Origin of the sequence: Nocardioides aquaticus (assembly GCF_018459925.1) — a bacterium.
Classification (GTDB): Bacteria; Actinomycetota; Actinomycetes; order Propionibacteriales; family Nocardioidaceae; genus Nocardioides; species Nocardioides aquaticus.
The window spans coordinates 1784809-1810038 of the sequence record NZ_CP075371.1 but is presented as its reverse complement, the minus strand read 5'-3'; the positions used below and the strand labels follow the sequence as shown (position 1 = coordinate 1810038).

Sequence of the window (25230 nt, the reverse complement as noted above, 5' to 3'; positions counted from 1 at the left end):
TGTCAAGGGTGTCGGGTCAGTCCCCCACCCGACCGGTGTCGTAGGCCCACATCGCGATCTCGACCCTGTTGCGGGCGCCGATCTTGGTCAGCAGGCTCGCGACGTGGGTCTTGGCGGTCGTCAGGCCGATGAAGAGGTCGGCGGCGATCTCGGCGTTCGTACGGCCGCGGGCCACCAGCGCCAGCACCTCCTCCTCACGGGCCGTGAGCGGCTCGTACGGTGGGGCAGGTCGTCTCGACGGCTGCCTGGCGGCCAAGGTGGACAGCAGCCGCCGGGTGATGTTCGGTGCGATGAGCGCATCGCCGACGGCGGCCGCGTGCACGGCCTGGACGAGCAGCTTGGGCCCGGCGTCCTTCAGCAGGAAGCCTCGGGCGCCGGCCCGGAGCGCGCCGTGGACGTACTCGTCGAGGTCGAAGGTCGTGATCACCACCACCGCCATCGGGTCCGGGACGTCCCGGCCGGCGAGGAGCTCGGTCACCTCGATGCCGTCGAGCCCGGGCATCCGGATGTCGACCAGGCACACGTCGGGTCCGAGCCGACGGGCCAGCTCGACCGCGGCGTGGCCGTCGGCGGCCTGACCGACGACCTCGATCCCGGGCTGGGCGTCGAGGATCATGGACAGGCCGGTACGCACCAGGTCCTGGTCGTCGGCCACGAGCACGCGCACCGTCATCGGCGCACCTCGGTCGGCAGCTCGGCGTCGACCGCCCACCCGCCCTCGGGCACCGGCCCGGCACGGAGCGTGCCGCCGAGCAGCTGCACGCGCTCGGTCATCCCCAGCAGGCCGAAACCGGGGCTCGCCGGGCGTGCCGGGTCGACCTGTCCGTCGTCGGTCACCCGCAGCCGCAGCCTTCCTCCGCCCTCGACGACCCGGATCTCCACGCGCGTGGCGCCGCGGGCGTGCCGCAGGGCGTTGGTCAGCGCCTCCTGCGCCAGCCGGTAGACCGCCGCGTCGACCTGCAGGGGAAGCACGGGCAGGTCGTCGGGCAGCTCGACGTCGACGACCGGGACCGGGCCACGACGGGCGAGGGACACCACGTCGGCGACGCCTGGCTGGGGGGCGTACTCCGCGGGCTCGGCGTCGCGCAGCACCCGGACCATCGCCCGCATCTCCGTCAGCGTCCGCGACGCCTCCCCCTCGATGACCGACAGCGCCTCGAGCGCCGCCTCGGGTCGCTGCCCCGCGGTCGCCCGGCCGGCCTGCGCCTGCACCGCGATCGCCGAGACGTGGTGGGCCACCATGTCGTGCAGCTCGCGCGCGAGGCCGACCCGCTCCTGGCTGCGGATCTGGTCCGCCGCCCGTCGCCAGCTCTCGGCGCGGTAGCGGAACGCCGCTCCGCCCGCCGCCACCGCGACCAGGAGCGCGAACCCCCCGAGGACCTCGGCCGCCCCCGTGTCGTCGGCGACCGTGCTGGTGGCCGCGGCGACCAGCACCACCGCCAGCCCGATCACGATCTCGCGCCCCGAGCCCCAGCGGACCAGCGCGTGGACGAGCACCAGGAGGTAGACCATCGTGTCCAGGCCCACGCTCGGGACCCCGCCCAGCAGGCTCGCCAGCCCCAGCACCGTCGTGGTGCCGAAGGCCACCACGACGCAGGCCAACGGCCGGGTACGCCGCCACAGCAGCACCGGCGCGAGCCCGACCGTCACGGCCGTCGCGACCGGCCGCCAGGCGACGTCGTCGCGGAGGACTCCCTCGAGCAGCGCCGTCAGGACCACCGCTCCGAGCAGCACCGCGTCGCGCGGCAGCCGTCCGGGGACGTCGGCTGCGCGGGGCTCGGCCCACAGCGAGCGCAGGGCGTTGGTGACCACCCGAACAGCCTAGGGACGGCGGGGGTCTCGGGGACCGGCCGGAAGGACGAGGTCCCGCTCCTCCTCACGGCGGAGGAGGGTCCGGCCCCGGCGCCGATGCGCGCGCACCCGCGACGCGACGAGTCTCGTCCCATGATCACTGTCGAGTCACTGACCCGGAGGTACGCCGGCCTCACCGCCGTCGACGACATCTCCTTCACCGCCCTGCCCGGTCGCGTCACCGGCTTCCTCGGCCCGAACGGCGCCGGCAAGTCCACCACGTTGCGCGCGGTGGTCGGCCTGACCGTCCCGACGTCCGGCACCGCGACCATCAACGGAGAACGGTTCGCCGACCTCCCCAACCCTGGCCTCGAGGTGGGCGTGCTCCTGGACGCCTCCGCCCAGCACGCCGGTCGCACCGGACGCGAGATCCTCACGATCGCCGCCGACACCATGGGGCTGCCCCGCCGCCGCGTCGACGAGATGCTCGAGCGGGTCAGCCTGACGCCGGACGAGGCCCGGCGCCGCGTGCGCCACTACTCCCTCGGCATGCGTCAGCGACTGGGCATCGGCACCGCGCTGCTCGGGGAACCGCGGGTGCTGGTCCTCGACGAGCCGGCCAACGGGCTCGACCCGGCCGGCATCCGGTGGATGCGCGACCTGCTGACGGGCTTCGCCGCCGAGGGCGGAACCGTCCTGCTGTCCTCGCACCTGCTGCACGAGATCGAGGTCGTCGCCGACGACCTGGTCGTCATCGGGAACGGCGCGATCGTCGCGTCCGGCAGCAAGGAGGAGCTGCTGGCCGCGGCGGGGACGATCGTCCGGTCGACGTCGGCGCGCGACCTCGCGCACGCCCTCGAGCAGGCCGGGATCCCCTGCACGCTCGCCGGGGACGGCTCGGTGCGTACCGACGTTGACCCTGCACGGGTCGGGTCCGTGGCCCTGGCGGCGGGCATCGCCCTCACCGAGCTCCGGTCCGCCGAGGGCGCCGGGCTCGAGGACATGTTCCTGTCGCTCACCGCCGACACCCAGCGCGAAGGAGCGGCAGCATGACCGCCACGGCCGCCCCCACAGACTCCGCGGACGCCACCGGCCGCGCAGGAGCTGCGCCGGCCCGACGGGCCATCCGTCCCATCCCGACCACCCGGCTCGTCACGATCGAGCTCCGCAAGATGTTCGACACCCGGTCGGGCTTCTGGATGCTCGTCAGCATCGGCGTCCTGGCGGTCGTCGCGACCGGGGCGGTCCTCGTCTTCGCCCCGGACCGCGAGATCACCTACGGGAGCTTCGCCGCGGCGATCGGCTTCCCGATGTCGGTCATCCTGCCCGTGGTCGCGATCCTGGGCGTCACCGGTGAGTGGAGCCAGCGCAGCGGGCTCACGACGTTCACGCTCGTGCCGAGCCGGGGCCGCGTCATCGGGGCCAAGGCGGTCGCGACCATCGTGGTCGGGATCGTCTCGATGGCAGTCGCCCTCGCCGTCGGCGCCGGAGGCAACCTGCTCGGGTCCACCATCACGGGCCTCGACACGGTCTGGGACGTCTCCCTGGGGGCCGCGGCGCAGATCCTCCTGGGGAACCTGGTCGGCATGGCCATCGGCTTCACGCTCGGTGTCGTGCTGCGCAGCTCGGCGGCAGCGATCGTGGGCTACTTCGTCGTCTCCCTGGTCATGCCGGGCATCCTCGCCCTCCTCGCCCAGGTGCGCCCGTGGTTCGCCGACCTGCAGTCGTGGATCGACTGGAACGACACGCAGGTCGCCCTGTTCGAGAACGACGTGGACACGGCGAGGGAGTGGGCGATGCTGGCCTCGACCACGGGGATCTGGATCGCGCTCCCGCTCGTGGTCGGGCTGCTCCTGCTTCGCCGCTCCGAGGTCGTGTAGTCGGACACCGATGCGTCCGACAACAGCAGAGGCGGTTCCCGGAGATCTTCGGGAACCGCCTCTGGCTGCATCTCCTCCAGACGCAAGGTCCTCGACTTGCTCAAAGCCGGCAAGAGCGTCGCGAGAGTCGCGCACGCTCTCGACCTCAGCGACCAGAGGATCTACAACTGGCGCCGACAAGACCGCATCGATCGCGGCGTCAGCGGTGGTGTGTCTTGCCCCTGTACGAGCGAAACAGCGCAAGACTACGAGGACGCCGCCTACCACCGCGCGGGGTTCAGGATGGTGATCTCGTCGCATTGGCGGGTGCTTCTTTTCAAGCGCTGGAGCTTTTTGCCGTCGGGAGCCAGCTTCTCGATGGCCTTTCACCGGCGTCGTAGTCAGACGTACGAAGTCGCGCCCCGCCCGCACGGCGCCACGCTCGACCCGGCCCCCACCGAGGGCGTCCCGAGGCGTTGCGCACCACCGACTACAGCGACTCGTCGCGGATGGCTCGGCGCAGCACCTCACGGTCCTGGACCCGGTCGGACTCCTCGTCTCCCAACCCGTGCCTGGGGCGCACATAGTCGACACCGGCAAAGACGACACCGACGACCAGCCCAAACAGCGCGGCCCGCCCGGTGAACCCGCCTGCCATCCAGGCGGCGAGCGGGGACGCCACGAGCCGCGCGCCGAGCGCGTAGCGGCCGGTCACCGCCCGCGGCTTCTGCCGCTCGCCGATCGACCACACAGCGGCCCAGAACAGGATCGACTCGAAGACCCAGAACAGCACCACGGTCGAGATGATGATGCTGGCCTCAAGGTCCCAGACTCCGCGTGTGCACAGCCAGCCGACCACCACGACCATCGCGTAGAACGGCGCCATCAGCCCATTCGCCAGCAGCACGAAAACGAAATCGGCCTTGGCAACCTGCCAGTCGCGATCACGACGTTCGCTCATGGTGTCCCCCGAACCGCTCCGAGATGGAATGCACTGTGCGCGCGCTGGCCCTCTTCCTCACCATGCCCGACCGCACTTCTCCATCAGGCCCCCCGCGCCGAGGAAGGCCGTGAGTACGTCGATGCTGTCTTCGCCCAGCACCGTGGCGACCTCGAAGATCGGAATCCCATACTCGGCCACGAACATGGCAAGGGCCAACCCACGCCCCCAGAACCCGAACGGCTGAGTCGTCACGATCCCCTGGTCCGAACTCGTCTTGGCGCTCACGACGGCCGATGACTACAACTTCTTTGCGGCCCGCTTCTTTCAGGCCTGAATCTTCTTGGGCGTCTCCCTGCGGATCGAACCGGACACCCCGCCGTAGCCGAACTTGGCGCTCTTGCCCTCGTTGGTGGGCGGCCAGGACTCCTGCGTTGAGAATGCCCGTGGGCCACACCAGCGAGGGCATCACCCTGGAGCCACTACATCCACAAGGCCAAGGTCGCGCCTGACCTCACCGACTACCTCGAACGGTTCCGGCCGTGACGCCGAAGACGTGATTCGCACCCGCCGACTCCGCCGACTCCGAGTGCCCTCGCGGCGAACACGCGACGGCGGTTGCGTGTTCGCGCCTCGGACACGCCCGAAGCGCCCCACATAGAGCCCGGTTCCGCCCGCTTGTGACCATTGGTCAAAAACCTGAAAGGCCCCCTGGCCAGCGTTTCCGCTGATCAGAGGGCCTTTCTTCGTAGCGGGGGCAGGATTTGAACCTGCGACCTCTGGACATCCGGCGCAAGCACTGCACCTTGCTCGAGCGTGTGCTTGTTCTTGATCACGTATGCGCTGACCTGCGCTAACACGCCGAGCCGACCACCGACAGGCTCATTCTTCTTGTTTGTGCGTGACCTCGATCGACGGCTTCTGCTCTCGTTTTCGGGGAGTAAACGGGTCACGGTTCGAATCTCGGCCGGTCCGATCGGCCGCAGCCGCTGAGGGCCACCTCCGCTCGTCCTCTGCGCTCATCCCGCTGGTCCGCGCCGGACTTGGGAAGCCTGCACCTGGGCTGCCCGGCCGGGAGTCGTGCACCTACGAGTCCTGTGGTTCATCGCGGTGGTCCACTTCGAGGTCTTCGGGGAACGCGGCGTCCACCGGCATCCCGGCGGCCGCCATCTGCTCGTTGAGGTGGTTCAGTAACGCGCGTTCGGGATCGCCGGCGTTCTCGGCTAGGTGGTGGCGCAGGTTCTCTGAGATGGCCGGGTCGACCCGACCATCGGGGGTGCCATGCAGGATCTTGTCGATGAGGTACTCCGCCTGGCTGCGCCGGTCGGATGCCTCGGGCGGGAAGTGCGAGTAGTTGAAACCGCTTGGCCCTGTGATCGGACTCCGCGCCAACGGCGAGGGAGAAGTCTGCTTAGACGGGTCTCCCGACTGGTGTCTGTTTGGCTTCTTCTTGCCCACATCTAGACGGTAGTCCCGTCCGCCACCAGTCTGGGGTGTCGCCAGTCCTCTGCGAAGCGTGTTCTCGTCGGCCTCGCGCGGGGCCAAGGGGGCGCGCACTCCTGGCCTGTCGTCTGCGGCGTTGCTGTGCGGGTTGCGCTGTCGACTCGGGCTCGTAGTGTCGACTCATGGAGCTCAACCAGGTGCAGCTTGATCTCCTCTGGGTTGTCTCCCAAGAGGAAGAGCCTGGTCGCGCCGCGGGAACCAAGGCTGTGGGCCTGGCGCTGCTCGACCTGTGGAAGCGAAGAGGCGGTCCGCACTTCTGGAAGTCGTCTGCGCCGTGGCACGGGACCAGTCCGCACGCGTCCGTTTTGCAAGAGGCCGGGCTGGTGGCCGTTGACGTCGGCATCGCCCGGTTCCGTCGCTACGACGAGCCGACCGAGAGCCCCCAGGAGTACTGGCTCTCGCTGACCGCCGTGGGTCGGCGCGCCATCGACGGCTTCGACCCGATGTCGTGACCGACTCGACCGCGCGGGACCCATCAGCGCCCGAGACGACGCCCGCCTGGGTAGCGGCGCCGCGGAGGGTGTGCTTGCTGTGACACCGGTGACAACGTGCGCCATGGGACGGTCTCCGGCAATGCACCCGGGCCAACCGCTCACCGGCGGAGCTTGACGGCGCCATCCTCAAGGCCACCGATCTCGGACCGGCCGAAGCGACCCGACTGCCCTCTCGGGGCCCGGACACCTCCGAGATGGTTCACCTGAGCGGCCAGATGGCGCCCTACCGGTGGGCCACCAACGGCGCCCCTTACGGCAAGAACGACCCCATCGTGATCGACGAGGGTGACCGGGTGCGCCTGCAACTGATGAACATGACGCAGATGACCCATCCGATGCACGTCCACCGCCACACCTTCGCCCTACCCAACGGGCCGCAGAAGGACACCCTGCTCGTCAAGCCGGTGTGAACGGTGTCGGTGGACCTGCAGGCCGACAACCCCGGGTCCCGGATGACGCACTGCCACAACATGTACCACGGTGAGGCCGGGATGATGATCGCGCTGAACTACCGGACCTGACCTTCCAGGGCATCGGCCCGCAGATCCACCGGGCGCTCGGTTCAGGCGAGGATAAGCCAGACCGGCCCGGCCGTCAGCCCCATCGCGACGGTGGCGAACGCCGCGACGAGCGCAGCCGTGGGAGCGCCTCGCCCGCCAGTGCTGCTGCCCTCTTCGAGCTGTGCGGCGGGACGTAGGGCTGCCCGGAGCCAACGCAGGTAGTAGAAGAGGCTGACCACGCTGTTGAGGGCGATCGCGACCGCGAGCCAGGCGAGGCCGGCGCCCCAGGTCGCCCCCATGGTGGTGAGCTTGCCGATGAAGACCGCGGTCGGAGGTGTTCCGACCAGGCCGAGCAGCGCGACCACGAGGGCGGCACTGAGGCCGGGGCGTGTGGAGGCGAAGCCCGCCCAGTCCTCAAGCGAGCGGCGGTCGGGCGCTGCGGCGGCGACCGCGAAGGCGGCCAGGTTGGTTAGGGCGTAGCCGGCCAGGAAGAACAGCAGTGCGGGCTGGCCCTGGTCGCTGATCCGGGTCACGGCCGCGGCGGCGAGGAGGTAGCCGACCTGGCTGACGGTGGACCAGCCCAGGAGCCGGCGTACGTCGTCCTGGGCGAGCGCCGCGAGGTTGCCGATGGTCATGCTGGCCACCGCGAGGACCCCCAGGACCGTGGCCCACCGCAGATCCCCCGGCAGCACCGCTACGAGGCGGGTGATCGCGACGATCGCCCCGATCTTGGGAATGGTGGTGAGGAAGGCAGCGGCGCTCACCGATGCGCCCTGGGTGGCGTCAGGGACCCAGAAGTGGCCGGGGACGCCGCCGGCCTTGAAGAGCAGCCCCATCAACACCAAGACCCCGCCGGCCGCGACGGCCGCGCTCGGGGCGTCGGTTAGCTCGGCGGCCAACGACGAGTATCCGGCCCGGCCTGCGAGTCCGTAGAGCAGGACGGCGCCCAGCATCAGCAGGATGCCGAAGAGCGCTCCGCAGAGGTACGTCTTCAACGCCGCCTCCGGCGACTCCGGCCGGGCGATGATCCCGACGAGCCCGTAGAGCGGGATGCTCGAGAGCAGGAACGCCACGACCAGCACGGCGAGGTCGGTGCTGCCGGCGAGCAAAAGGGCGCCGGCACCGCCGAAGAGCAGCAGGCTGTAGGTCTCGCTCTCCCGCGGATGGTCGCGCACCTCCCCCGAAGCGATCAACAGGATCAGCAGCAGCGAGACGGTCACGATGACCCGGGTCGCCCCGGTCGAGGTGTCGACGGTGAAGGTGCCGGAGAAGACAGCCCGGGTATCACCTTCCCACGCTACGAGGCTCGCCACGAGACCAGCCACGGTGGCGGCAGCCGCCACGATGCCCATCCGCCGCTGCCGGGCCCGAGGGGTGAACGACCCGCCGACGAGCGTGACCATCCCTCCCAGGAACAACAACGCCTCGGGCAGCACCGCCACCAGGTCAGCCCCCATCGCGCCGACTCACCGCCCCACGAGGTCTGCGAGCACGGCGGCACCGGGCTCGATGACGTCGAGCAGGGTCCGCGGCAGCACCCCGATGAACACCGACACAGCCAGGAGCAGCGCGACAGGCACCCACTCCCGTGGGGTGACGTCGGTGAACCCCACCGACAGGCCCGCAGTCGGGCCGGTGAACACCCGCTGCAGGGCCCGCAGGAACAGGGCTGCAGTGATGAGGATACCGAGCACGGCCACCGCGGTGACGGGCACGGTGGCGATGCTGCCGGCGAAGATCTGGAACTCGGCAATGAACCCGGACAGCGCAGGGAGCCCCAGCGACCCGAACGCCGCAACGGTGAAGAGCGTGGCGTAGCGCGGGGCGGTTCCGGCCAACCCTCCGTAGCCGTCCAAGTCGTAGGTCTCGGTCCGTTCGAACATGCTGCCCGCGAGCAGGAACAAGGCCGCGGTGAGCAGCCCGTGACTGACCATCTGGGTCACCGCACCGGTCACCGCCACTTGACGTGCCTGGTCCGCGCCGTCGGCCAGTACCCCGGCGGCACCGACGGCCAGCACGACGTAGCCCATGTGGTTGACCGAGGTGTAGGCGATCATGCGTTTCAGGTCGGTCTGCGCGAAGCCCACCAGCGCTCCCCACAGCACCGAGACGATGCCGACCGCGATCACGACCCAGGCCCAAGCGCGCCACGCGTCCGGCAGCATCGGCATCGCGATCCGGACGAAGCCGTAGGTGCCCATCTTCAGCATCACGCCCGCCAGGACCGCGGACCCGATCGCCGGCGCGTCGCTGTGCGCGGGGGGAAGCCAAGTGTGGAACGGGAAGGTCGGCGTCTTCACCGCGAGACCGAGCAGCACCGCCGCCAGCACCAGTCCGCCCGCGACACCGTGCCCCTGGAGGGGCGGGTGGGCGGTGAGCTCGACCATGTCGAACGTATGCGGGTCAGAGGCGACGTACAGGCCGACGAAGCCTACCAGCAGGGCCAGCGAGCCGAGGAAGGTGTAGAGGAAAAACTTCACCGCAGACCGGGCGGCGTTCTCGTGGCCCCACCCGCTGATCGAGAAGTACATGCCCACGATCGAGAGGTCGAAGAAGACGAAGAACAGGATCAGGTCCGCGGAGACGAACAGGCCCAAGCAGACAGCCTCGAGGAACAGGAACAGGGCAGCCTGCAACCGAGGTCGCCTCTGCTCGCGGACCGCGTGGACCGCGCAGGCCAGGAACACGAGCGTGGTCATCAGCACCAGCGGCAACGACAGGCCGTCGACGCCAACGTGGTAGCTCGACCCCACGCCCGGGATCCACCGGGTCTGCTCCTCGGCCGCCAACTCCCCCGCCGCCGGGGTCTGGTACCTCGCCCACACCAGGCCAGCGAGCGCCAGCTCGGCTGCGGTGACGACAACGAACACGCCGCGTGCGCCGGCGGCGCTGATCCGTGGGACCAGCAGCACGGCAGCGGCGACGAGTGGGAGGAAGACCAGGACGGAAAGCACATTCACCTCACGAGAACGAGGACGACGAGGACAAGGGCCAAAACGGCAAGCGCTTGGAGGTAGTACTGGTGCAGCTGCCCGGTCTGCGGTCTCCGGGCCAGGCCGCCCACGCGTCTCACCCCGGAGACGATCCCCGCCACTGCACCGTCGATAAGACGGTCGTCGAGGAGCGCTACGGTTCGGGCCAGTCGCACCGTGCCGCCCGCGGTCGCCTCCACGCCACGGTCCAGCACTGCGTCATCAAGGTGCGCCAGCCGGTGCGCCAGCACCTCCACCGGCCGGACCACGCTGCGGTGCGCCAGCGGTTCGAGTAACAGCCAGTCCCTGAGCACGCGGGGCCAGGCGAACCGTCGGCCCTGGACACCACGCATCACCGCCACCGTCGCGACGATGACCACGACGGCGAGCATCGCGGACGTCACCAGCTCGAGCGTGCTGGGCTCCTGCGAGGCGCCACCCGCCAGTTCCCGCACGTCTGTGAACACCGGCGGGAGCGCGAGCACGCCCAAAAGGAGGGCCTCTGCCGCCAGCGGGAGGAGCGGGACCCACGCGGGCCCCGGCACGGCTCGGGTGCCGTCGCGTTCATCGTCATACCGCGACTCCGCGTCGTCGGGGAGGCCGCGGGTCAGCACGACCAGGGCCTTGGTCGCGTAGGCCGCCGAGAGCGCCGCACCGACCAGCCCGGCCACGTACAAGGTTGGCGACTGCTCAGCGGCAGCTGCCAGCACGGCGTCCTTCGTCGCCCACAGCGCCAGCGGGGGCAGCCCCGCCAGCGAGAGCAGAGCAGCCGCAGCGCACGCACCGACCACGGGCCAGAGCCTGGCCGCCCCGGTCAGAGAGGACAGTCGTTTGGTGCCCAGCGCCTCCAGCCAAATCCCGGCAGCAAGGAACAGCCCCGCCTTGACCGCCGCGTGAGCCACCAGATGGGTGGCGCCGCCCGCGGTCGCCCCCACCCCGGCGGCCAGCACGACGAAGCCGAGCTGAGCTGCCGTGGACGCGGCCAGGAGCTGCTTGAGGTCACGCTGCGCGAGCGCAACCATGCCCAGCAGCACCGCAGTCGCAGCCCCCGCCCAGGCCGCAGCGTCGTCGGCCCAACCGGTCGCCCCCAGGGTGGGGGCCACCCGCAGCAGCAGGTAGCCACCCATCGCGACCATCGCGGCCGAGTGCAAGAGCGCACTGACCGGGCTGGGGCCGAGCATGGCGCGCGAGAGCCAGAACGAGAACGGCAGCTGGGCAGCCTTCCCGAGCCCGGCCACCACCAGCCCGGCCGCGATGACGTCACGCCAACCACCGGAGGCGTTCGGAAGGGCAGCGAGTCCGAGACCGGCTCCCCCGGCCAACGCGGCACCCGCTGCCACGTACAGGCCGACGTCTGCGGTCCGAGTGGTCAGGAACGCCGTCGTGCCCGAGCTGATCGTCTCCTGGTCGCGCCAGTGGTACCCGACGAGAGCGAACGACGTCGCGCCCATCACCTCCCACGACATCAACAGCGTAGGCAGGGTGGTGGCCAGCACCGTCATCAATGCGGCGGCCACGAAGAGCAGCATCAGCCCGTAGAACCGCGCCGTTCGCAGCGCGGGGGTACCGCTGGCCGCCAGCAGCACGAGCGCCGACACCACCGCCACCGCCGGCAGCACCAGCGCAGCCAGGCCATCCACGCCCAGACCCAGATCCGCGCCCGCCATGAACGGCGTCGCCACCGAGGGTCGCGAGATCGCGGGGAAGGAGACCGCGAACGACGCCGCCGCCAGCAGAGCCGCGGTGCCGACGCCGACCGGCGCAGCCGATCGGTCCGCACCCGATCCGATCAGCAGGAGCAGCACACCCACCACGGCCGGTAGCACCACGAGGGCGACAAGCGTCAGGTCGCTCATCAGCCGTGCAACTCCGCGGCCATGTCGGTCATGTCGTGCCCGGCCTGGCGGTGCAGCAGCGTGGCGACGGCAAAGCCCATCGCCATCTCCACGGTCATCGCCGCGATCACCACCAGCAGCAGCACCTGCCCGGACGGATCGGGTGCCAGGAACCACCACAGCCCGCCGGCGGCCAGGATGACGCCGTTGATCATCAGCTCCAAGCCCATCACGACCATCACGACCACCTGCTGGGACAGCACGCCGTACACCCCGACAGCGACCAGCGCCGAGGCGACCAGCAGCACTGTCTCCACCGTCACCGGCCCACACCCCCCGGCTGCGGGTCGTCGGCGGGTCGGCGGTCCAGGTCGTCGCCGAGACGGTCGTAGCGGGTGCGGTGGGAGGAGAGGACGACACCGGCGACGATCGTGGCGACCATGACGGGGCCCATCGCGATCATCACGATCATGTGGGACTCCATAATCGCCTCCCCCAACGCGGCCGTGACGTCGCTAGTGGGTGCGCCACGGCGGGTGGGCCAAGGCGCGAGCACCGCGCCGGCGCCCAGGAGCAGGAAGGTCCCCACGCCGGCGGTGATCGACGAGCGGTGCGAGTGGACCATGCTCATCGGCATCAGGGCGGGGTTCATCCCCATGAACATCACCATGTAGACCACCATCACGGCCATCTCCATGACCATCATCAAGATCACGATCACGCCCATGTAGGCCTGCCCCATCAGCAGCAGCGTCACCCCGACCGCGACGAAGGAGACCGCCAACGCATAGGTCGCCCGGGCCATGGAGTCGACGTAGAACACCAGCGCACCCGCCACCACGGACACAACGGCGCACAACCAGAACCCCACGTCGACGAGGACGGTGTTCATCGGATCTCCTCTCTGTACGGACTCGAACGGACTCAGCCGGGTTGGGTGGTGGCAACAGCGATGACGGAGACGACCAGGTCCTGGGCGACCACGAGCGGCAGCACGACCACCCAGCCGATCTCGAGGAGCTTGTCGGGGCGCAGTGTCGGCAGCCGGCGACCTGCCAGCACGAGCAACCCGCTCACGAGGATGGTCTTGATCAGCACCCACCCCCAGCCGGGGAGCAGCGGGCCGGCTCCGCCGCCGAGGAACAGCGGCACCGCCGCCGCCGAGCCGGCTACCAGCAGGGCGTAGCGGCCCGCGAGCACCAGCAGCCGGTCCACCCCGGCCAGCTCGGCGAGGATCCCACCGTTGACGTCGATGCCGGCGCCGGGGTCCATGGGAGGCCGGACCGAGAAGCCCAGCACTCCCCAGCAATACGCCGCGAAGGCAACCGGTGCCCACACCACAAACCACAACCCGTCCTGGGCTGCCGAGATCTCGGCCAGGTCCAGGCTTCCGGCGGCGATCGCCGGGGCGGTCAGCGCGAACATCAGTGGGAGCTCATAGCCCAGGGCGAGGGCCAGGAAGCGGTAGCCGCCCACCAGGCCGGTCACCGAGTTCGCCCCCCAGCCGAGCAGCCACATCACCGCCCAAGCCACCACGTCGAGAGCGTTGATCCACACCAGCCCCAGGGGGTGGTCAACTAGCGCATGCGCGCCCAGCGGCACGAACGCCACGATCAGGACCGCCAGCGGGATGACCGCCGAGGACGCGGAGCGCCACAGCAACCTGTCGGCCGAGACCGTACGGCGTGGGCGTTGACGCATCAGCCGGGCCGTCTCGCGCAACGGCACCGTGAGACCCGACCCAACGGACAAGCCTCGGTCGCGGGCCTCGAGAGCGGAGGAGAGCCCGGCCACTGACAGTGACACCACCGCGAGACCCACCAGCACCGGCACCACGTAGACCAAGGACAAGGAGTCAGCCATGGGCCGCCTCCGGCATCACATGATCGGCCAGGCCAGGCGCCAGATCCGGTCCAAGAGCGGCCACCCATAATCTGACCTCGGCCAGCTCCATCCCCCGCACGAGCGCAGGAAGCGCCCGGACGACCGGTGCCACGGGTCGTACCGCATCGCCGTCCAGCTCGGCCCGCGCCTGCTCGAAAAGCGCCGTCAGTCGGTCGTGCAGTTCCTCGGACCCGCCGTGACTTCCTTCGGCGATGAGTCCACTGAGGATCCAACGCAAGACCCGCCGTCGACCTAGGCGATCGCCGAGCTGCGCGACCTCGTGACCGTCGTGCAGCTCACCGTCGAGGCAGCGGTCGCGCAGTCGTCGTACTCGCGCGGACTCTGCCGGCAGGCCGGCGAGTGCGAGCACCGAACCCGCAGCGTCGAGCAGCCGCGCCGCCCGCACGACCGGGTCGTCCGGCTGGCCGGCGCGCGACGTTGCGAGCTGCTCGACCTCGGCACCGACCACCACGTCACCATGCAAGGTGACCCGGAGGACGATACCGGCGGGCCAGTGCGCGAGCACCGGTCCCAGCGGCAGGTGGAGCTCATCCATCTCCAGGCCGTCGCGATCCTCGGCCCCCTCGGCCAGCGGGATCCCGTCCGGCATCATCGCGGAGTGGTCGTGACCGCCGTCGTGATCGTGGTGATCGCCGTGCTCGGCGGCACCGTCCTGGTCGTCGTGCTCCGGCGCCATGGCGTCCGCGGAAGGGGTGAAGCCACGGCGAACGTCAGGGCCGGTGAGGCGCCGCGCCCCAAGGCGGAGCCGCTCGCGGGCCTCGTTGAGGAGAGCCGCCGCCTCGGAGTCGGCATGTAAATGGACCCGCACCCGTGGCTCCGACATCTGCGCCCACACGTGGTCGGCCACGGCGGTCAAGGCCTCGTCGGGCGCACCGACCACCGCCAGGACGTCAGCGTCCGCGGCGGACTCCGCGATGCACCAGCCCATGCGCTCGAGTGCACGCTCGAGCGCGACCCGCTCCTCAAAGGCACCCGGAACTTCCGCGACGAGGACGTGAGCGCGCGCGGCTGCGGCCCTGGTCAACACCTCGATCAGGCCCACCGGAACGCTCCCTCGCGCCGGGCCCACGCGACGGCTAACAACAGCATCAGCAAGAATCCGAACATCTCCACCACGGCACCAGCCCCGAGATGTCCCACGACGATCGCCCAGGGATACATGAACAGCATCTCGACGTCGAAAGCGAGAAAGACCACGCTGGCGCTGTACCAGCGCGCGTGATAGCGCGACAGAGCATGCTCGGTCGGCCGATGACCCGAGAGCCACGGCTCCACCTCGAAAGGAATCGCCGACACCGCCGTCCAGCGAACCAGCACCCGGAGGGCCAAAACGGTGCCGATCGCGGCGACCAGGAGCAACATCAGTGAAGCCATCGACGACCTCTCCTTCGCTCTCGACGTTGGCTGAGCACCGGCCAGGCCCTACGCTACATACCCGACACCCGTGCCGTCGTGCGGGCTTTTCTGGAGATGACCATGGCAGATCACGCACATCCCGTCGACCCGACGGCGGTCAGCCGCGCCCGGGACCGGGTACCGGCGCCGGCCGACGCTGGACGAGTCACCAGCGTGCTCACCCTCATCGCCGACCCCACCCGCATGCGCCTGCTGTTCGCACTCGACGCAGCCGAGGAGCTCTGTGTCGGAGACCTGGCCCTCGCGCTCCACGCTTCCGAGGACGCCGTCGGCTACGGGCTGCGAATGCTCAGAACGGCCGGGCTCGTCACCCGACGCAAGGACGGACGCATGGTCTTCTACCGCCTCGCCCAAGGTTTCCCCGAACCCCTACGCCAGCACTGCCTGCTCCAGCTCGCCGAGCTCTCCCAGGTCCGTCACCCCGACTTCTGATTTCGAGAAGATCCATCAGGCGCGGAGTTCCCCGGCGGTAACCGGGGCCGACCGACAGGAGATTTTCGTGACTGCCCGACTGCCGTGGGCGCGACGTCCTCGACGCCTTCGTGACCGGGGACCCTTCGGACGCTGCCTCACGTTTTCCGGGGACGAGGGGGCATCGTTATGGTGTCTTTCATCGTGATCGCCGTGGTCTCCGGGTCGCTCGTCCTGGGCGCCGCCTGGGGCATCTACGGCAACCTGCCCGACCGGGTCGAGGGACTCATCGTCGCCCTGGCCGGCCGGATTCGCGGCTCAAAGGCAGCCTTTCGGACAGCCTCCACGTCCAGTTGCCCATGTGATGCAACTGCGAACATTTCGCAAGTGCAGTAGTGTCGCAGGATGCGTTCGAGCCGAGCAACTGGTCCAGTCGCGCTGGTCTTAACCGCCTTCGGTCTTGCTGCCTGCGGAGGGACCGACTCGCGCAGCAGCTCGGGCGGCAACGTATTGGCGGTCGTGACGACGGTAGCGCCGATCACCTCGATCGCGGCCAACATCGGTGGCGACAAGGTCTCCATCACGGGCCTGGTGCCGGAGGGGACCAACAGTCACACCTTCGAGCCTCCACCGTCGGCGAGCGTCGTGCTGTCTGAGGCAGACGTCGTCTTCATCAACGGGCTCCAGCTGGAGGAGCCCATGAAGGGCCTGGCTGAGCAGACCGCGAAGGATGGCTCGGAGCTCATCGAGATCGGCACTGCGGTGCTGCCCGAGTCGGACTACATCTACGACTTCTCTTTCCCAGAAGAGGACGGCAAGCCGAACCCCCACCTGTGGACGGATCCCACGTGGGCGCTCAAGTACGCCGAGGTCATCCGGGACACCTTCGTCGAGCGGGACCCCGACAACGTTGACTACTACGAGTCGAACTTCGACGCGTTCGAGGCGAAGGCCACCGCGCTGGGCGAGGCCCTGCGCAAGGACCAGGAGAGCATCCCGGGCCCTCGCGCCTTGTTGACGTACCACGACGCCTACGCCTACTTCGCAGACACCTACGACTGGACGGTCATCGGCGCCATCCAGCCCGAGAACTTTGAGGACCCTGCCCCGCAGGAGGTAGCGGACCTGATCGACCAGATCCGTGCCGAGGACGTCCCGACCATCTTCGGGTCGGAGGTCTTCCCGTCGAAGGCGTTGGAGCAGATCGCTGATGAGACCGGTGTGCGATACGAGGACACGCTGCGCGACGACGACCTCCCCGGCGAACCGGGTGATACCGAGCACTCCTGGCTGGGTCTGATGCGCTACGACTACGTCACGATGATCACCGGACTGGGCGGCCACGCGCCGACCCTCGATGCCCTCGACGTCGACGACGTGGCACCCGACAGCGCTGAGTACCCCCAGTGACCGCCCCCCGGGTTCCGGCCCAGCCCTTGATCGGGCTGCAGGGCGTCGGCTTCGGCTACGACCGCAGGCCTGTCCTGGACGGGGTGACCCTGAGCGTGGCGGCCGGCACCTTCACCGGCGTGGTGGGGCCCTCCGGATCCGGCAAGACCAGCCTGCTGAGGCTCCTGCTCGGCAAGGTCCAGCCCCAGCGGGGCCAGGTCAGCACCAGGCGTGATCTCACGATGGCCTACGTGCCGCAGCTGGAGACGGTCAACTGGAACTTCCCGGTCACCGTCGCTGAGTGCGTACTGATGAGCCGCCCGCAGGGCCTGCGGTGGCCCTGGGCGTCAGGCTCGGAACGACGCGAGGTCCACGACACGCTCGACCGGCTCGGGATCGCCGACCTCGCCGGTCGCCACATCCGCGAGCTGTCCGGCGGGCAGCAGCAGCGCATGTTCCTCGCACGAGCGCTGCTACGGCGCCCGGAGCTGATCCTGCTCGACGAACCCACGTCGGGCGTCGACGTCAAAACCCGGCACGAGGTCCTGCACCTGCTGGGGGAGCTCAACGACGATGGGCTCTCCATCGTGCTGACCACCCACGACCTCAACGGCATAGCCGCCCACCTTCCCCACCTCGTCGCCTTGCGTACCCGGGTGATCGCGGAGGGCACCCCGGCCGAGGTCATCAGGCCCGACGTGCTCGAGGCCACCTTCGGCGCGGACATGGAAGTCCTCCAACATGCCGGGATGCCGATCGTCGTCGAGGGCTACCGCGACAGCAGGACGGCGTGAACTCGGCATGCATGCCGTATGGGACACGATCCTCGAACCGTTCGCCTACGAGTTCTTCGTCAAGGGCGTCCTGGCCGCCACGATGGCGGGACTGCTGTGTGGCCTGCTGGGCGTGTTCATCACCCTGCGCGGGATGAGCTACATCGGCCACGGACTCTCCCACGCGGTGTTCGGAGGATTCGCCGCCAGCAGCGTCATCAGTCTCAACTACTTCCTCGGGGCCGGTGTGTGGGGACTGGCCTCGGCGCTGGCCATCAGCCGCGTCTCGCGATCGCGACGGATCGGCTCGGATGCCGCCATCGGAGTCATCACGACCGCCTCGTTCGCGTTAGGGATCGCGCTGCTGACCCTGTACGGCAACAAGGGCCCGAGCTTCGACGCAGCACTGTTCGGCAGCATCATTGGTGTGGATGAAGCCGACCTGTGGGTGATGGCCGGCGTCACCGTCCTGACCCTGGTCGTGGTTCTAGGACGGTACCGCGCGCTGCTGTTCTCGACCTTCGACCCCGAGGTCGCCGACGTCTCCGGCGTCCGAGTTGCGCGCACCGACGCGCTGCTGATGCTCGTGCTGTCCCTGGCCATCCTGTCCACCCTGACCATCATCGGTGTGACCTTGGTCGCGGCCACCCTGGTCATCCCGGCGGTCGCGGCCCGCATGCTTACCGACTCCTTCGGGCGGATGCTCTGGATGTCCTCAGTCCTGGGCGCGTCCGGTGGCTTCGTCGGGATGAACCTCAGCTACCACCTCAACGTGCCCAGCGGGACCACGATCGTGCTGGTCGACGCTGCCGTCTTCTGCCTCGTGCTCTCGGGCACCGGAGGTCGTGGCAAGCGACGTGCCGGCGGGCTCGACGAGCACATCGACACGACCTTCGCCGCCCCACCCCCGAAACTCGCTGGCCCCCAAGGGTCGTGAGGGATGGTTGCGGACGCCTCGCCACCCGCCCGTGGGATCATTGTGTCCGTCACCTGTGCGCAGGAACGCAACTGGTGCTTCCCGGGTTCGGCGCAGTTGCCATTGCTTAGACCCTCACGCCACGGTGATGATGCGGTTACGTTCGAATGCTACCGGCGTGAGCCACCCGGGCAGGCCGTGCCGGCGCTTGCGGTTTTGCCAGATCTCGAGGTATTCGAACATTGCTTTAGTCAGCTCCAGGGAGGTGTTCCACTGCTTGCGATTGAGTAGCTCGACCCGCATCCGCGACCAGAACGCCTCGACCATCGAGCTGTCGTGGCAGTCACCGATGCTGCCCATCGACGCCAGCAGACCGGAGTCACGGGCACGTTGCGTGAAGGCCAGGGATCCGCCCTGCACGCCGTGGTCTGACTCTATGATCGTGCCCGGCTCAGCGAACCTGCCGAGCCGGGTCTCGATGGCCATCCTCAACGCATTAGTCACCAGTGCGCCGATCTGGGCGGAGCCGAGAGACCAGCCCACGACGCGACGTGAGTAGGTGTCGAGGATTGCGCAGCATTAGACCTTGCCCACTCTGGTGGGGAACTCGGTGGTGTAGGTGACCCACAGGTAGTTCGGGCCGGTGCGGTCGAAGTTACGCTCCACTAGGTCGGTGGCGATGTCATCGGTGCGGCTCCGTTTCCGCTTCCACCCCCGTGAGGCCCTGCCAGGCCGGCGCGTCGCTTCAGCAGCTGGACCTGGTTGTGGCCCACGAGGACGCCGCGGCCCAGGGTGAGCTTGACGTGAACCCGCCGACCTCCGTAGAGGCCGTGGGACTCGACATGGATCTGAGTGATTAGGTCGGTGAGCATCGCGTGGCGCACCGCCAGCTCCGACGGTGCCCATTCTTGTGCTCGCAGTACCCCGATTCCGCGACACCAAGGACCTTGCACGCGACCTGCACCTGGATGCTCTCCGCGGTGATCACCTCAATCGCCGCGTACGCTTTTGGGCTGATGACCCCCTTGCACCCCTGATCGCGCCACGGCTGACCTCGACTCGGTCTCGAGTTCAGTGATGCGGTTGTTCGCCTCCGCCAGGTCAGCTTTCTCGGCGGTGTTCAGTCCGGGCATCTGGCCCCGGTCGATTCGGTCTTGCCGGCGCCAGTTGTAGATCGTCTGATCCGACAAGTCGAGATTGTGCACGACCGAGGCGACGCTGCGCCCCTGCTCGAGCAGATCGAGAACCTTGCGTCTGAACTCTGCTAGATGACCTTGCCGCCCCAACTGGTTCCTCTGAGGGGTCAATTTTCAACCGTTGTTGACGATAACCTGGTCGCACACATCGCTGCCCCCAGCCCATTTTTGGGCCGGAGGCAGCAGACGGTATTGCAGGATTGCCCGGGGAGCAGCCCGGTTCAGCCTGATGGTTCTCGGACCTCCTGAGTCACCCTGGCGCGCGAATCAGAACCGGCCGTAGGAGCGGGCGACATCCCAGACGGGCGCGTACCGGACCGAGGTGCCCGTGCTCGCGGCTTCCCACACCATGCCGTCGCCGGCGTAGATCGCCACATGCGAGACCGAGCCGCCCGGCGAGTAGAAGATCAGGTCGCCGGGGCGCAGGTCGTCGCCCGAGATCGGGGTCGCAGCGGCCGCCTGCTCCGAGGAGGTGCGCGGGATTGTCTTGCCGGCCTGCGCGAAGGCAAAACTGGTAAAACCCGAGCAGTCAAAACCCGACGGCGTGGAGCCGCCGTAGACGTACGGGATACCCTCCAGCTGGCTGGCCTCGTTCAGTAGCTGCTGCTCGAAGGATCCGGCCGCCTGGTCGGTCCACCCGCCTCCGCCACCGGTTGAGGTGGGAGCTACCTGGCCGGCGGACCCGCCACCGCCGGTCTTTAGGCTCTGACCGGGGTAGATCGAAGTGGGGCTGGAGATGACGTCGCGATTGGCGCTGTAGAGATCGCGCCATGTGCTGCCGACCTCCTGCGCGATCGAGCTGAGCGTGTCGCCGGACTGCACGGTGTACGAAGGGTGCGCGCTTGCCGGGTTAGTTAGGGCAGGCACGGCCACTAGGCCGGCGGCGAGAGTGGCGGTGGCCAGCGCACGCCGGCCACCGCGCCGCTGGGCCTCGGCACGGTGCTTGCCTGCGTCCGTGCCGGTCGCTGAGATGGTGCCGGCCGCTCCGCGGGAGCCTCGGTGGCGGCTGCCCGGCTGTCGATCGGCGGTGATGGTGGACATGGGTGCAGAAGACATGGATCCTCCGGACGCCTACGAAGTTAGCTGTCGGGTTCGGGCCTGGAGGTGCCCGGCCGCTATTCGCGGCTTCACCCCGAGGCGCCCGTGTTGCAGGGCAGGGCGCCAGTGGTGGTTTCTCCGTACCCGCCGTCATGGACTGAGATCGGGCACCACCCGGCGCGGCGGGTCTAGACGACGCCAGAGGTGCAACCCACCAGACGGCAAGTCCTATGGAGGGTAGGAGATAAGGCCTGCTTGCACAAACACCCGGCGACGCACAGGACGGTCCTGAAGGCGGCGACCATGACGCATGTCACACGCGACTGAGCCTCACGGCCATCTTGTGTTGACTCGTGCACCGGCGATCGGCACGTCGGGATGGTTCGCACACCGCCTCGACGAGGCGGACATGCGAGGGCGGACCGCCGCGAGGGCAGCGGCGGTCCGCCTCACCGGTGGTGCCGGGTCAGGAGGCGAGTAGGTCCTCCATGGTCTGGATCTCGCCGGCCTGCGACTCTGCGATCTCCTCAGCGAGGTCGATGGCGGGCTTGTACTGGCCCTGCTCGGTCTCGGCTTCAGCCATGTCGATCGCGCCGCTGTGGTGCTCGATCATCATCTCTAGCCACATCGTCTGGAAGTCGCCGTCGGGGGCGTCTTCGAGTGCGGTCATGTCGGCGGCGCTCATCATGCCGGGCATGTCCATCTCGGCCGCGTCCATGCCTTCCATCGCATCACCGGTGTCGGGGACCGTCTCGTCCCAGTCGGTGAGCCAGCCCGTGAAGGTCTCGATCTCGGGGGCCTGGGCGGCCCTGATGTCGTCCGCCAGCTGCTGAACCTCGGGGTCCAGGTCACGGCCCTGGGTGAGGTCGACCATCGTGAGGGCCTGGGCGTGGTGCTGGAGCATCTCGGAGGCGAACGCGACGTCGGCGTCGTTGTGCTCGGTGGTGGACACCTGAGCACTCGTGTCACCACCGTCGGCGTCGTTGCCGCAGGCGGCGGCGGTCAGGGCGAGGGTGAGGCCGAGTGCGGTCGCGCTGATGGCGCGGGTCGTGCGGTTGCTAGGCATGAGGGTTCTCCTGAAGGTGGGTGTGGTCGGTCGACTGCGCGCCGCGCACCCGCATTGCGGGGGCGGCGGGGCTGCCGATCAGCACCTGATGACGGAGAACTCCCAGACCGGTGGCGGGCCGGTCCCCAGGCGGGAGGTGACCCACCTCGTCGTGCTCGTGGTGGCGGTGGGGAGGAGCGCCCAGAACCGTGGGGTGCGCCGTGTGCCGAGGGTGAGGAGCAGGAGTGCTGCGGCGGTAGCGGCGAGCATGGCGGCGCAGAGCATGACCATGCCGCCCATGTCGTGTCCGCCATCTTCACCAGACCCGGCAGCAGCCGGGTCGGTGACTGCGGTGAGGTTCCTGCCGGCCGGGGCCCCATCGGCTGGCTCGGAGGTGGCACCACCGGTGTCGCCGCTCATCGCAGCGTGGTCCATGTCGCTCATGACGCCGTGGGTGGACAGGGCGTGCATCCCGAGGATGCCGAGCACGAGGGACACGACCACCGCAGCAAGCAGGCCGGGCACGGCCCTGCTCCTGCTGGTGGTCGGTCGCACGGTGCTCACTCTCCTGATCGTACGTTCGCTGGTGCTAGGTGTTCGGTGCGCTCAGCCGAGGCGGTGGGTCCGAAGGCGCAACGCGTTGGTGATCACGCTCACCGAAGACAGGGCCATCGCGGCCGCGGCGATCATCGGCGACAGCAGGACCCCAAACACGGGGTAAAGGACTCCGGCGGCGATCGGGATCCCCGCCACATTGTAGGCGAACGCGAAGACCAGGTTCTGGCGGATGTTCGACATCGTCGCCGCCGAGAGCTGGCGGGCTCGGACGATGCCACCCAGGTCGCCGTTGAGCAGCGTCACCCCGGCGGACTCGATCGCCACATCGGTGCCGGTGCCCATCGCGAGCCCGACGTCGGCCGCGGCAAGCGCGGGGGCGTCGTTCACACCGTCGCCCGCCATCGCCACCACGCGGCCTTCGCTGCGCAGGCGCTGGACGACGTCGGCCTTGTGGTCGGGCATGACCTCGGCCTCGACCCGGTCGATGCCCAGGGACCGGGCGACAGCCTCGGCGGTGACCCGGTTGTCACCGGTGAGCATCACGACCTCGATGCCCTCCGCGCCCAGTGCCCTGACGGCTTCGGCGCTGGTCGCCTTGACGGGGTCGGCGATCGCCACGATGCCCGCCACGACGGAGTCGATGCCGACGAAGACGACCGTCGCCCCATCGCCACGGAGCCGGTCCGCCTCCACCAGGAGACCCGTCGGGTCGAGGTTGCGGGCGGTCATGAAGTCGGCGCTGCCCAAGGCCACCGTGTGTCCCTCCACGGTTCCGACTACTCCGCGTCCAGCGGGTGCGTCGAAGTCGGTGGCCTCACCGATGGTGATGCCCCGGTCGAGGGCTGCGTTGACGATGGCCTGGGCCAGCGGGTGCTCCGAGACGCGTTCGACGGCGGCAGAGAGCCGCAGGAGGTCATCGTCCGAGAACCTTGTGCCGCCCGGGTGGCTGTTGTCGGCGTGACCGATGTGGGTGACCGAGGGCTTGCCCTCGGTCAGGGTGCCGGTCTTGTCGACCACGAGGGTGTCGACCTTCTCCATCCGCTCCAACGACTCGGCGTTCTTGATCAGCACACCCATCTGCGCGCCACGTCCGACACCGACCATGATCGAGACCGGCGTCGCCAGCCCCAGGGCACAGGGGCAGGCGATGATCAGGACCGCGACCGCGACGACGAGCGCGTGCGCCAGTCGCGGGTCGGGGCCCACCAGCGCCCACACCGCGAAGGCGACCAGCGCGATCACGATCACGGCGGGCACGAACACCGCGGCGACCCGGTCGGCCATCCGCTGGATCGGGGCGCGGGAACGTTGAGCGTCGGCGACCATCGCCACGATCCGGGCCAGCATGGTGTCGCGGCCGACCTTCTCGGCGACCATCACCAGGGCCCCGCTCTGGTTGATGGTCCCCCCGATGACCGGGTCGCCGGTGGTCTTGGTGACCGGCATCGACTCCCCCGTCACCAGGGACTCATCCACGGCCGAGCGGCCCTCGGTAACGGCACCGTCCACGGGGACCTTCTCGCCCGGGCGGACCCGCAGCCGGTCCCCGATCTGGACCTCGTCGAGGGCGACCTCCTCCTCGGTGCCGTCCACCCCGAGGCGTCGGGCGGTCTTCGGGCTGAGGTCGAGCAGTGCCTTGATCGCACCCGAGGTCTGCTCGCGGGCGCGGAGCTCGAGGACCTGGCCCAGCAGGACCAGGGTGGTGATCACCGCAGCAGCCTCGAAGTAGACCGCGACCACCCCGTCCATCCGGAACGCCTCCGGGAACAACCCCGGTGCGAGGGTCGCGACGATGCTGAAGAGCCAGGCGACGCCGGTGCCCATCGCGATGAGGGTGAACATGTTCAGGTTCCGGGTGCGGACCGAGGCCCAGCCCCGGACGAAGAACGGCGCCCCCGCCCAGAGCACCACCGGCGTGGCCAGGACCAGCTGCGCCCACACCGAGACCTGGGCGTCGATCAGGTCGCGCAGGGCCGGGACCAGGTCGCGGCCCATGCTGAGGATGACGACCGGGATCGACAGCGCGACAGCGACCCAGAACCGTCGGGTCATGTCGACCAGCTCCGCGTTCGGACCCGTCTCAGCAGTCACCAGGACCGGTTCCAGGGCCATCCCACAGATGGGGCACGACCCGGGACCGTCCTGCCGGATCTCAGGGTGCATCGGGCACGTGTACTCCGCAACCTCCCCCACCGGCACCGGCCCGCCGCTCCCGGAGGTTCCTGGGGAGTGGTCGTGCGCGGTGTAGCGGTTTGGGTCAGCCTCGAACTTCGCGGCGCACCCCGCAGAGCAGAAGAAGAACGTCTCTCCGTCGTGCATGGCGGTGTGCCCGCTGGTGGCGGGGTCGACGTCCATGCCACACACCGGGTCCTTCGTAGTCACTGGTGTGTGCGCATCGCGGTGGATCGGGTGACTGAACATAGTTCGAAGGTACCCCCTAGGGGTATAGGTTTAAACAGTGGCCGCCCACGCCCGGGCTCACGGCCGTTGGCATCGAGTCTCTGGAAACCTGCCTCTGGCGCACAGAGGCCGAAGCCCTGCCGGCGCGGGTCCTCTCGGGCGGTCCCTCAGACACCGAGAGTTCTGACATCACCTCAGAGCCCGCCTGGAGCCGGCGTGGAACGAAGTCGACCGCAGCGGTTGGAGTACCGACCTGAGCGGTGCCCGCAGCCGATGAGGCAGGCCGCAG

General features: G+C 69.2%; 27 protein-coding genes, 1 pseudogene and 1 riboswitch. Of the genes and pseudogenes, 8 read left to right on the top strand and 20 right to left on the bottom strand.

Annotated features, from left to right (window positions below; translation table 11 throughout):
• Positions 1 to 16: 16 nt before the first annotated feature.
• Together ENKNEFLB_RS08735 and ENKNEFLB_RS08730 are read right to left on the bottom strand one after the other, a co-directional pair.
• Positions 17 to 673 carry a response regulator gene (locus ENKNEFLB_RS08735; protein ID WP_214058838.1) on the bottom strand — a complete coding sequence of 219 codons (657 nt, stop codon included), beginning with the start codon at positions 671 to 673 and terminating at the stop codon, positions 17 to 19.
• Positions 670 to 1812: a sensor histidine kinase gene (locus ENKNEFLB_RS08730; protein ID WP_214058837.1), complete on the bottom strand. Its 1143-nt coding sequence runs from the start codon at positions 1810 to 1812 to the stop codon at positions 670 to 672. The genes ENKNEFLB_RS08735 and ENKNEFLB_RS08730 overlap by 4 nt, the downstream gene beginning before the upstream one ends.
• A 132-nt stretch (positions 1813 to 1944) precedes the next feature.
• On the opposite strand from ENKNEFLB_RS08730, the gene ENKNEFLB_RS08725 reads away from it, so the two are divergent.
• A complete protein-coding gene (locus ENKNEFLB_RS08725; protein WP_214058836.1) occupies positions 1945 to 2844 on the top strand; it encodes an ABC transporter ATP-binding protein in 900 nt (299 codons plus the stop codon).
• Positions 2841 to 3671: an ABC-2 transporter permease gene (locus ENKNEFLB_RS08720; protein ID WP_214058835.1), complete on the top strand. Its 831-nt coding sequence runs from the start codon at positions 2841 to 2843 to the stop codon at positions 3669 to 3671. Before ENKNEFLB_RS08725 ends, ENKNEFLB_RS08720 begins: the two co-directional genes overlap by 4 nt.
• A 469-nt stretch (positions 3672 to 4140) precedes the next feature.
• Here the strand turns inward: ENKNEFLB_RS08720 and ENKNEFLB_RS22475 are convergent, their stop codons facing one another.
• The 3 genes from ENKNEFLB_RS22475 to ENKNEFLB_RS08705 form a co-directional block, all read right to left on the bottom strand.
• Complete coding sequence (locus ENKNEFLB_RS22475) at positions 4141 to 4611, bottom strand: hypothetical protein (RefSeq protein WP_246535917.1); 471 nt, start codon at positions 4609 to 4611, stop codon at positions 4141 to 4143.
• A gap of 57 nt (positions 4612 to 4668) precedes the next feature.
• Positions 4669 to 4878: a hypothetical protein gene (locus ENKNEFLB_RS08710; protein WP_214058833.1), complete on the bottom strand. Its 210-nt coding sequence runs from the start codon at positions 4876 to 4878 to the stop codon at positions 4669 to 4671.
• A 798-nt stretch (positions 4879 to 5676) separates the two neighbouring features.
• Positions 5677 to 6048 carry a hypothetical protein gene (locus ENKNEFLB_RS08705; protein WP_214058832.1) on the bottom strand — a complete coding sequence of 124 codons (372 nt, stop codon included), beginning with the start codon at positions 6046 to 6048 and terminating at the stop codon, positions 5677 to 5679.
• A 167-nt stretch (positions 6049 to 6215) separates the two neighbouring features.
• On the opposite strand from ENKNEFLB_RS08705, the gene ENKNEFLB_RS08700 reads away from it, so the two are divergent.
• Both ENKNEFLB_RS08700 and ENKNEFLB_RS22470 read left to right on the top strand, forming a co-directional pair.
• Positions 6216 to 6545, top strand: coding sequence for a hypothetical protein (locus ENKNEFLB_RS08700; protein WP_214058831.1), 330 nt, complete (start codon positions 6216 to 6218; stop codon positions 6543 to 6545).
• Positions 6546 to 6781: 236 nt separating this feature from the next.
• Positions 6782 to 7108 (top strand): annotated as a pseudogene (locus ENKNEFLB_RS22470) (multicopper oxidase domain-containing protein).
• Positions 7109 to 7149: 41 nt separating this feature from the next.
• Here the strand turns inward: ENKNEFLB_RS22470 and ENKNEFLB_RS08685 are convergent.
• The 8 genes from ENKNEFLB_RS08685 to ENKNEFLB_RS08650 are packed head-to-tail and all read right to left on the bottom strand — an operon-like array spanning position 7150 to position 15161.
• The gene (locus ENKNEFLB_RS08685; RefSeq protein WP_214058828.1) at positions 7150 to 8544 is read right to left on the bottom strand and encodes an NADH-quinone oxidoreductase subunit N; all 1395 of its coding nucleotides are present in this window, start codon (positions 8542 to 8544) and stop codon (positions 7150 to 7152) included.
• Between the two features lie 9 nt (positions 8545 to 8553).
• The gene (locus ENKNEFLB_RS08680; protein WP_214058827.1) at positions 8554 to 10047 is read right to left on the bottom strand and encodes a complex I subunit 4 family protein; all 1494 of its coding nucleotides are present in this window, start codon (positions 10045 to 10047) and stop codon (positions 8554 to 8556) included.
• Positions 10044 to 11915 carry a proton-conducting transporter transmembrane domain-containing protein gene (locus ENKNEFLB_RS08675; protein WP_214058826.1) on the bottom strand — a complete coding sequence of 624 codons (1872 nt, stop codon included), beginning with the start codon at positions 11913 to 11915 and terminating at the stop codon, positions 10044 to 10046. The genes ENKNEFLB_RS08680 and ENKNEFLB_RS08675 overlap by 4 nt, the downstream gene beginning before the upstream one ends.
• Positions 11915 to 12217, bottom strand: coding sequence for an NADH-quinone oxidoreductase subunit NuoK (locus ENKNEFLB_RS08670; protein ID WP_214058825.1), 303 nt, complete (start codon positions 12215 to 12217; stop codon positions 11915 to 11917). The genes ENKNEFLB_RS08675 and ENKNEFLB_RS08670 overlap by 1 nt, the downstream gene beginning before the upstream one ends.
• Entirely contained in the window at positions 12214 to 12786 is a 573-nt protein-coding gene (locus ENKNEFLB_RS08665; RefSeq protein ID WP_214058824.1) for an NADH-quinone oxidoreductase subunit J, read from the bottom strand. The genes ENKNEFLB_RS08670 and ENKNEFLB_RS08665 overlap by 4 nt, the downstream gene beginning before the upstream one ends.
• Positions 12787 to 12818: 32 nt before the next feature.
• Entirely contained in the window at positions 12819 to 13757 is a 939-nt protein-coding gene (locus tag ENKNEFLB_RS08660; protein ID WP_214058823.1) for an NADH-quinone oxidoreductase subunit H, read from the bottom strand.
• Entirely contained in the window at positions 13750 to 14841 is a 1092-nt protein-coding gene (locus ENKNEFLB_RS08655; RefSeq protein ID WP_214058822.1) for a hypothetical protein, read from the bottom strand. Before ENKNEFLB_RS08655 ends, ENKNEFLB_RS08660 begins: the two co-directional genes overlap by 8 nt.
• Positions 14832 to 15161, bottom strand: coding sequence for an NADH-quinone oxidoreductase subunit A (locus ENKNEFLB_RS08650; protein WP_214058821.1), 330 nt, complete (start codon positions 15159 to 15161; stop codon positions 14832 to 14834). Before ENKNEFLB_RS08650 ends, ENKNEFLB_RS08655 begins: the two co-directional genes overlap by 10 nt.
• Positions 15162 to 15368: 207 nt before the next feature.
• On the opposite strand from ENKNEFLB_RS08650, the gene ENKNEFLB_RS08645 reads away from it, so the two are divergent.
• The 4 genes from ENKNEFLB_RS08645 to ENKNEFLB_RS08630 all read left to right on the top strand — a co-directional run bounded on the left by ENKNEFLB_RS08645 (position 15369) and on the right by ENKNEFLB_RS08630 (position 18725).
• The gene (locus ENKNEFLB_RS08645; protein ID WP_214058820.1) at positions 15369 to 15647 is read left to right on the top strand and encodes an ArsR/SmtB family transcription factor; all 279 of its coding nucleotides are present in this window, start codon (positions 15369 to 15371) and stop codon (positions 15645 to 15647) included.
• 384 nt (positions 15648 to 16031) lie between these two features.
• Positions 16032 to 17036, top strand: a complete 1005-nt coding sequence (locus tag ENKNEFLB_RS08640) for a metal ABC transporter substrate-binding protein (protein ID WP_214058819.1) — start codon at positions 16032 to 16034, stop codon at positions 17034 to 17036.
• Positions 17033 to 17809 carry a metal ABC transporter ATP-binding protein gene (locus ENKNEFLB_RS08635; RefSeq protein ID WP_214058818.1) on the top strand — a complete coding sequence of 259 codons (777 nt, stop codon included), beginning with the start codon at positions 17033 to 17035 and terminating at the stop codon, positions 17807 to 17809. Before ENKNEFLB_RS08640 ends, ENKNEFLB_RS08635 begins: the two co-directional genes overlap by 4 nt.
• 7 nt (positions 17810 to 17816) lie before the next feature.
• The gene (locus tag ENKNEFLB_RS08630; RefSeq protein ID WP_214058817.1) at positions 17817 to 18725 is read left to right on the top strand and encodes a metal ABC transporter permease; all 909 of its coding nucleotides are present in this window, start codon (positions 17817 to 17819) and stop codon (positions 18723 to 18725) included.
• 114 nt (positions 18726 to 18839) lie between these two features.
• Here the strand turns inward: ENKNEFLB_RS08630 and ENKNEFLB_RS08625 are convergent, their stop codons facing one another.
• The 7 genes from ENKNEFLB_RS08625 to ENKNEFLB_RS08595 form a co-directional block, all read right to left on the bottom strand.
• Positions 18840 to 19274: a DDE-type integrase/transposase/recombinase gene (locus ENKNEFLB_RS08625; RefSeq protein WP_338040966.1), complete on the bottom strand. Its 435-nt coding sequence runs from the start codon at positions 19272 to 19274 to the stop codon at positions 18840 to 18842.
• Positions 19275 to 19369: 95 nt separating this feature from the next.
• Positions 19370 to 19576: a helix-turn-helix domain-containing protein gene (locus ENKNEFLB_RS23135; protein WP_420830546.1), complete on the bottom strand. Its 207-nt coding sequence runs from the start codon at positions 19574 to 19576 to the stop codon at positions 19370 to 19372.
• A gap of 117 nt (positions 19577 to 19693) precedes the next feature.
• Positions 19694 to 20011 (bottom strand): transposase, encoded by a 318-nt coding sequence (locus tag ENKNEFLB_RS08615; RefSeq protein ID WP_214058814.1) that lies wholly within the window; start codon positions 20009 to 20011, stop codon positions 19694 to 19696.
• A gap of 156 nt (positions 20012 to 20167) precedes the next feature.
• Positions 20168 to 20941: a LysM peptidoglycan-binding domain-containing C40 family peptidase gene (locus ENKNEFLB_RS08610; protein WP_214058813.1), complete on the bottom strand. Its 774-nt coding sequence runs from the start codon at positions 20939 to 20941 to the stop codon at positions 20168 to 20170.
• An 11-nt stretch (positions 20942 to 20952) separates the two neighbouring features.
• Positions 20953 to 21118, bottom strand: a riboswitch (cyclic di-AMP (ydaO/yuaA leader).
• Between the two features lie 286 nt (positions 21119 to 21404).
• A complete protein-coding gene (locus tag ENKNEFLB_RS08605; RefSeq protein WP_214058812.1) occupies positions 21405 to 22004 on the bottom strand; it encodes a DUF305 domain-containing protein in 600 nt (199 codons plus the stop codon).
• 78 nt (positions 22005 to 22082) lie between these two features.
• Positions 22083 to 22547, bottom strand: coding sequence for a DUF6153 family protein (locus tag ENKNEFLB_RS08600; protein ID WP_214058811.1), 465 nt, complete (start codon positions 22545 to 22547; stop codon positions 22083 to 22085).
• 42 nt (positions 22548 to 22589) lie between these two features.
• A complete protein-coding gene (locus tag ENKNEFLB_RS08595; protein WP_214058810.1) occupies positions 22590 to 24962 on the bottom strand; it encodes a heavy metal translocating P-type ATPase in 2373 nt (790 codons plus the stop codon).
• Between the last annotated feature and the right edge of the window lie 268 nt (positions 24963 to 25230).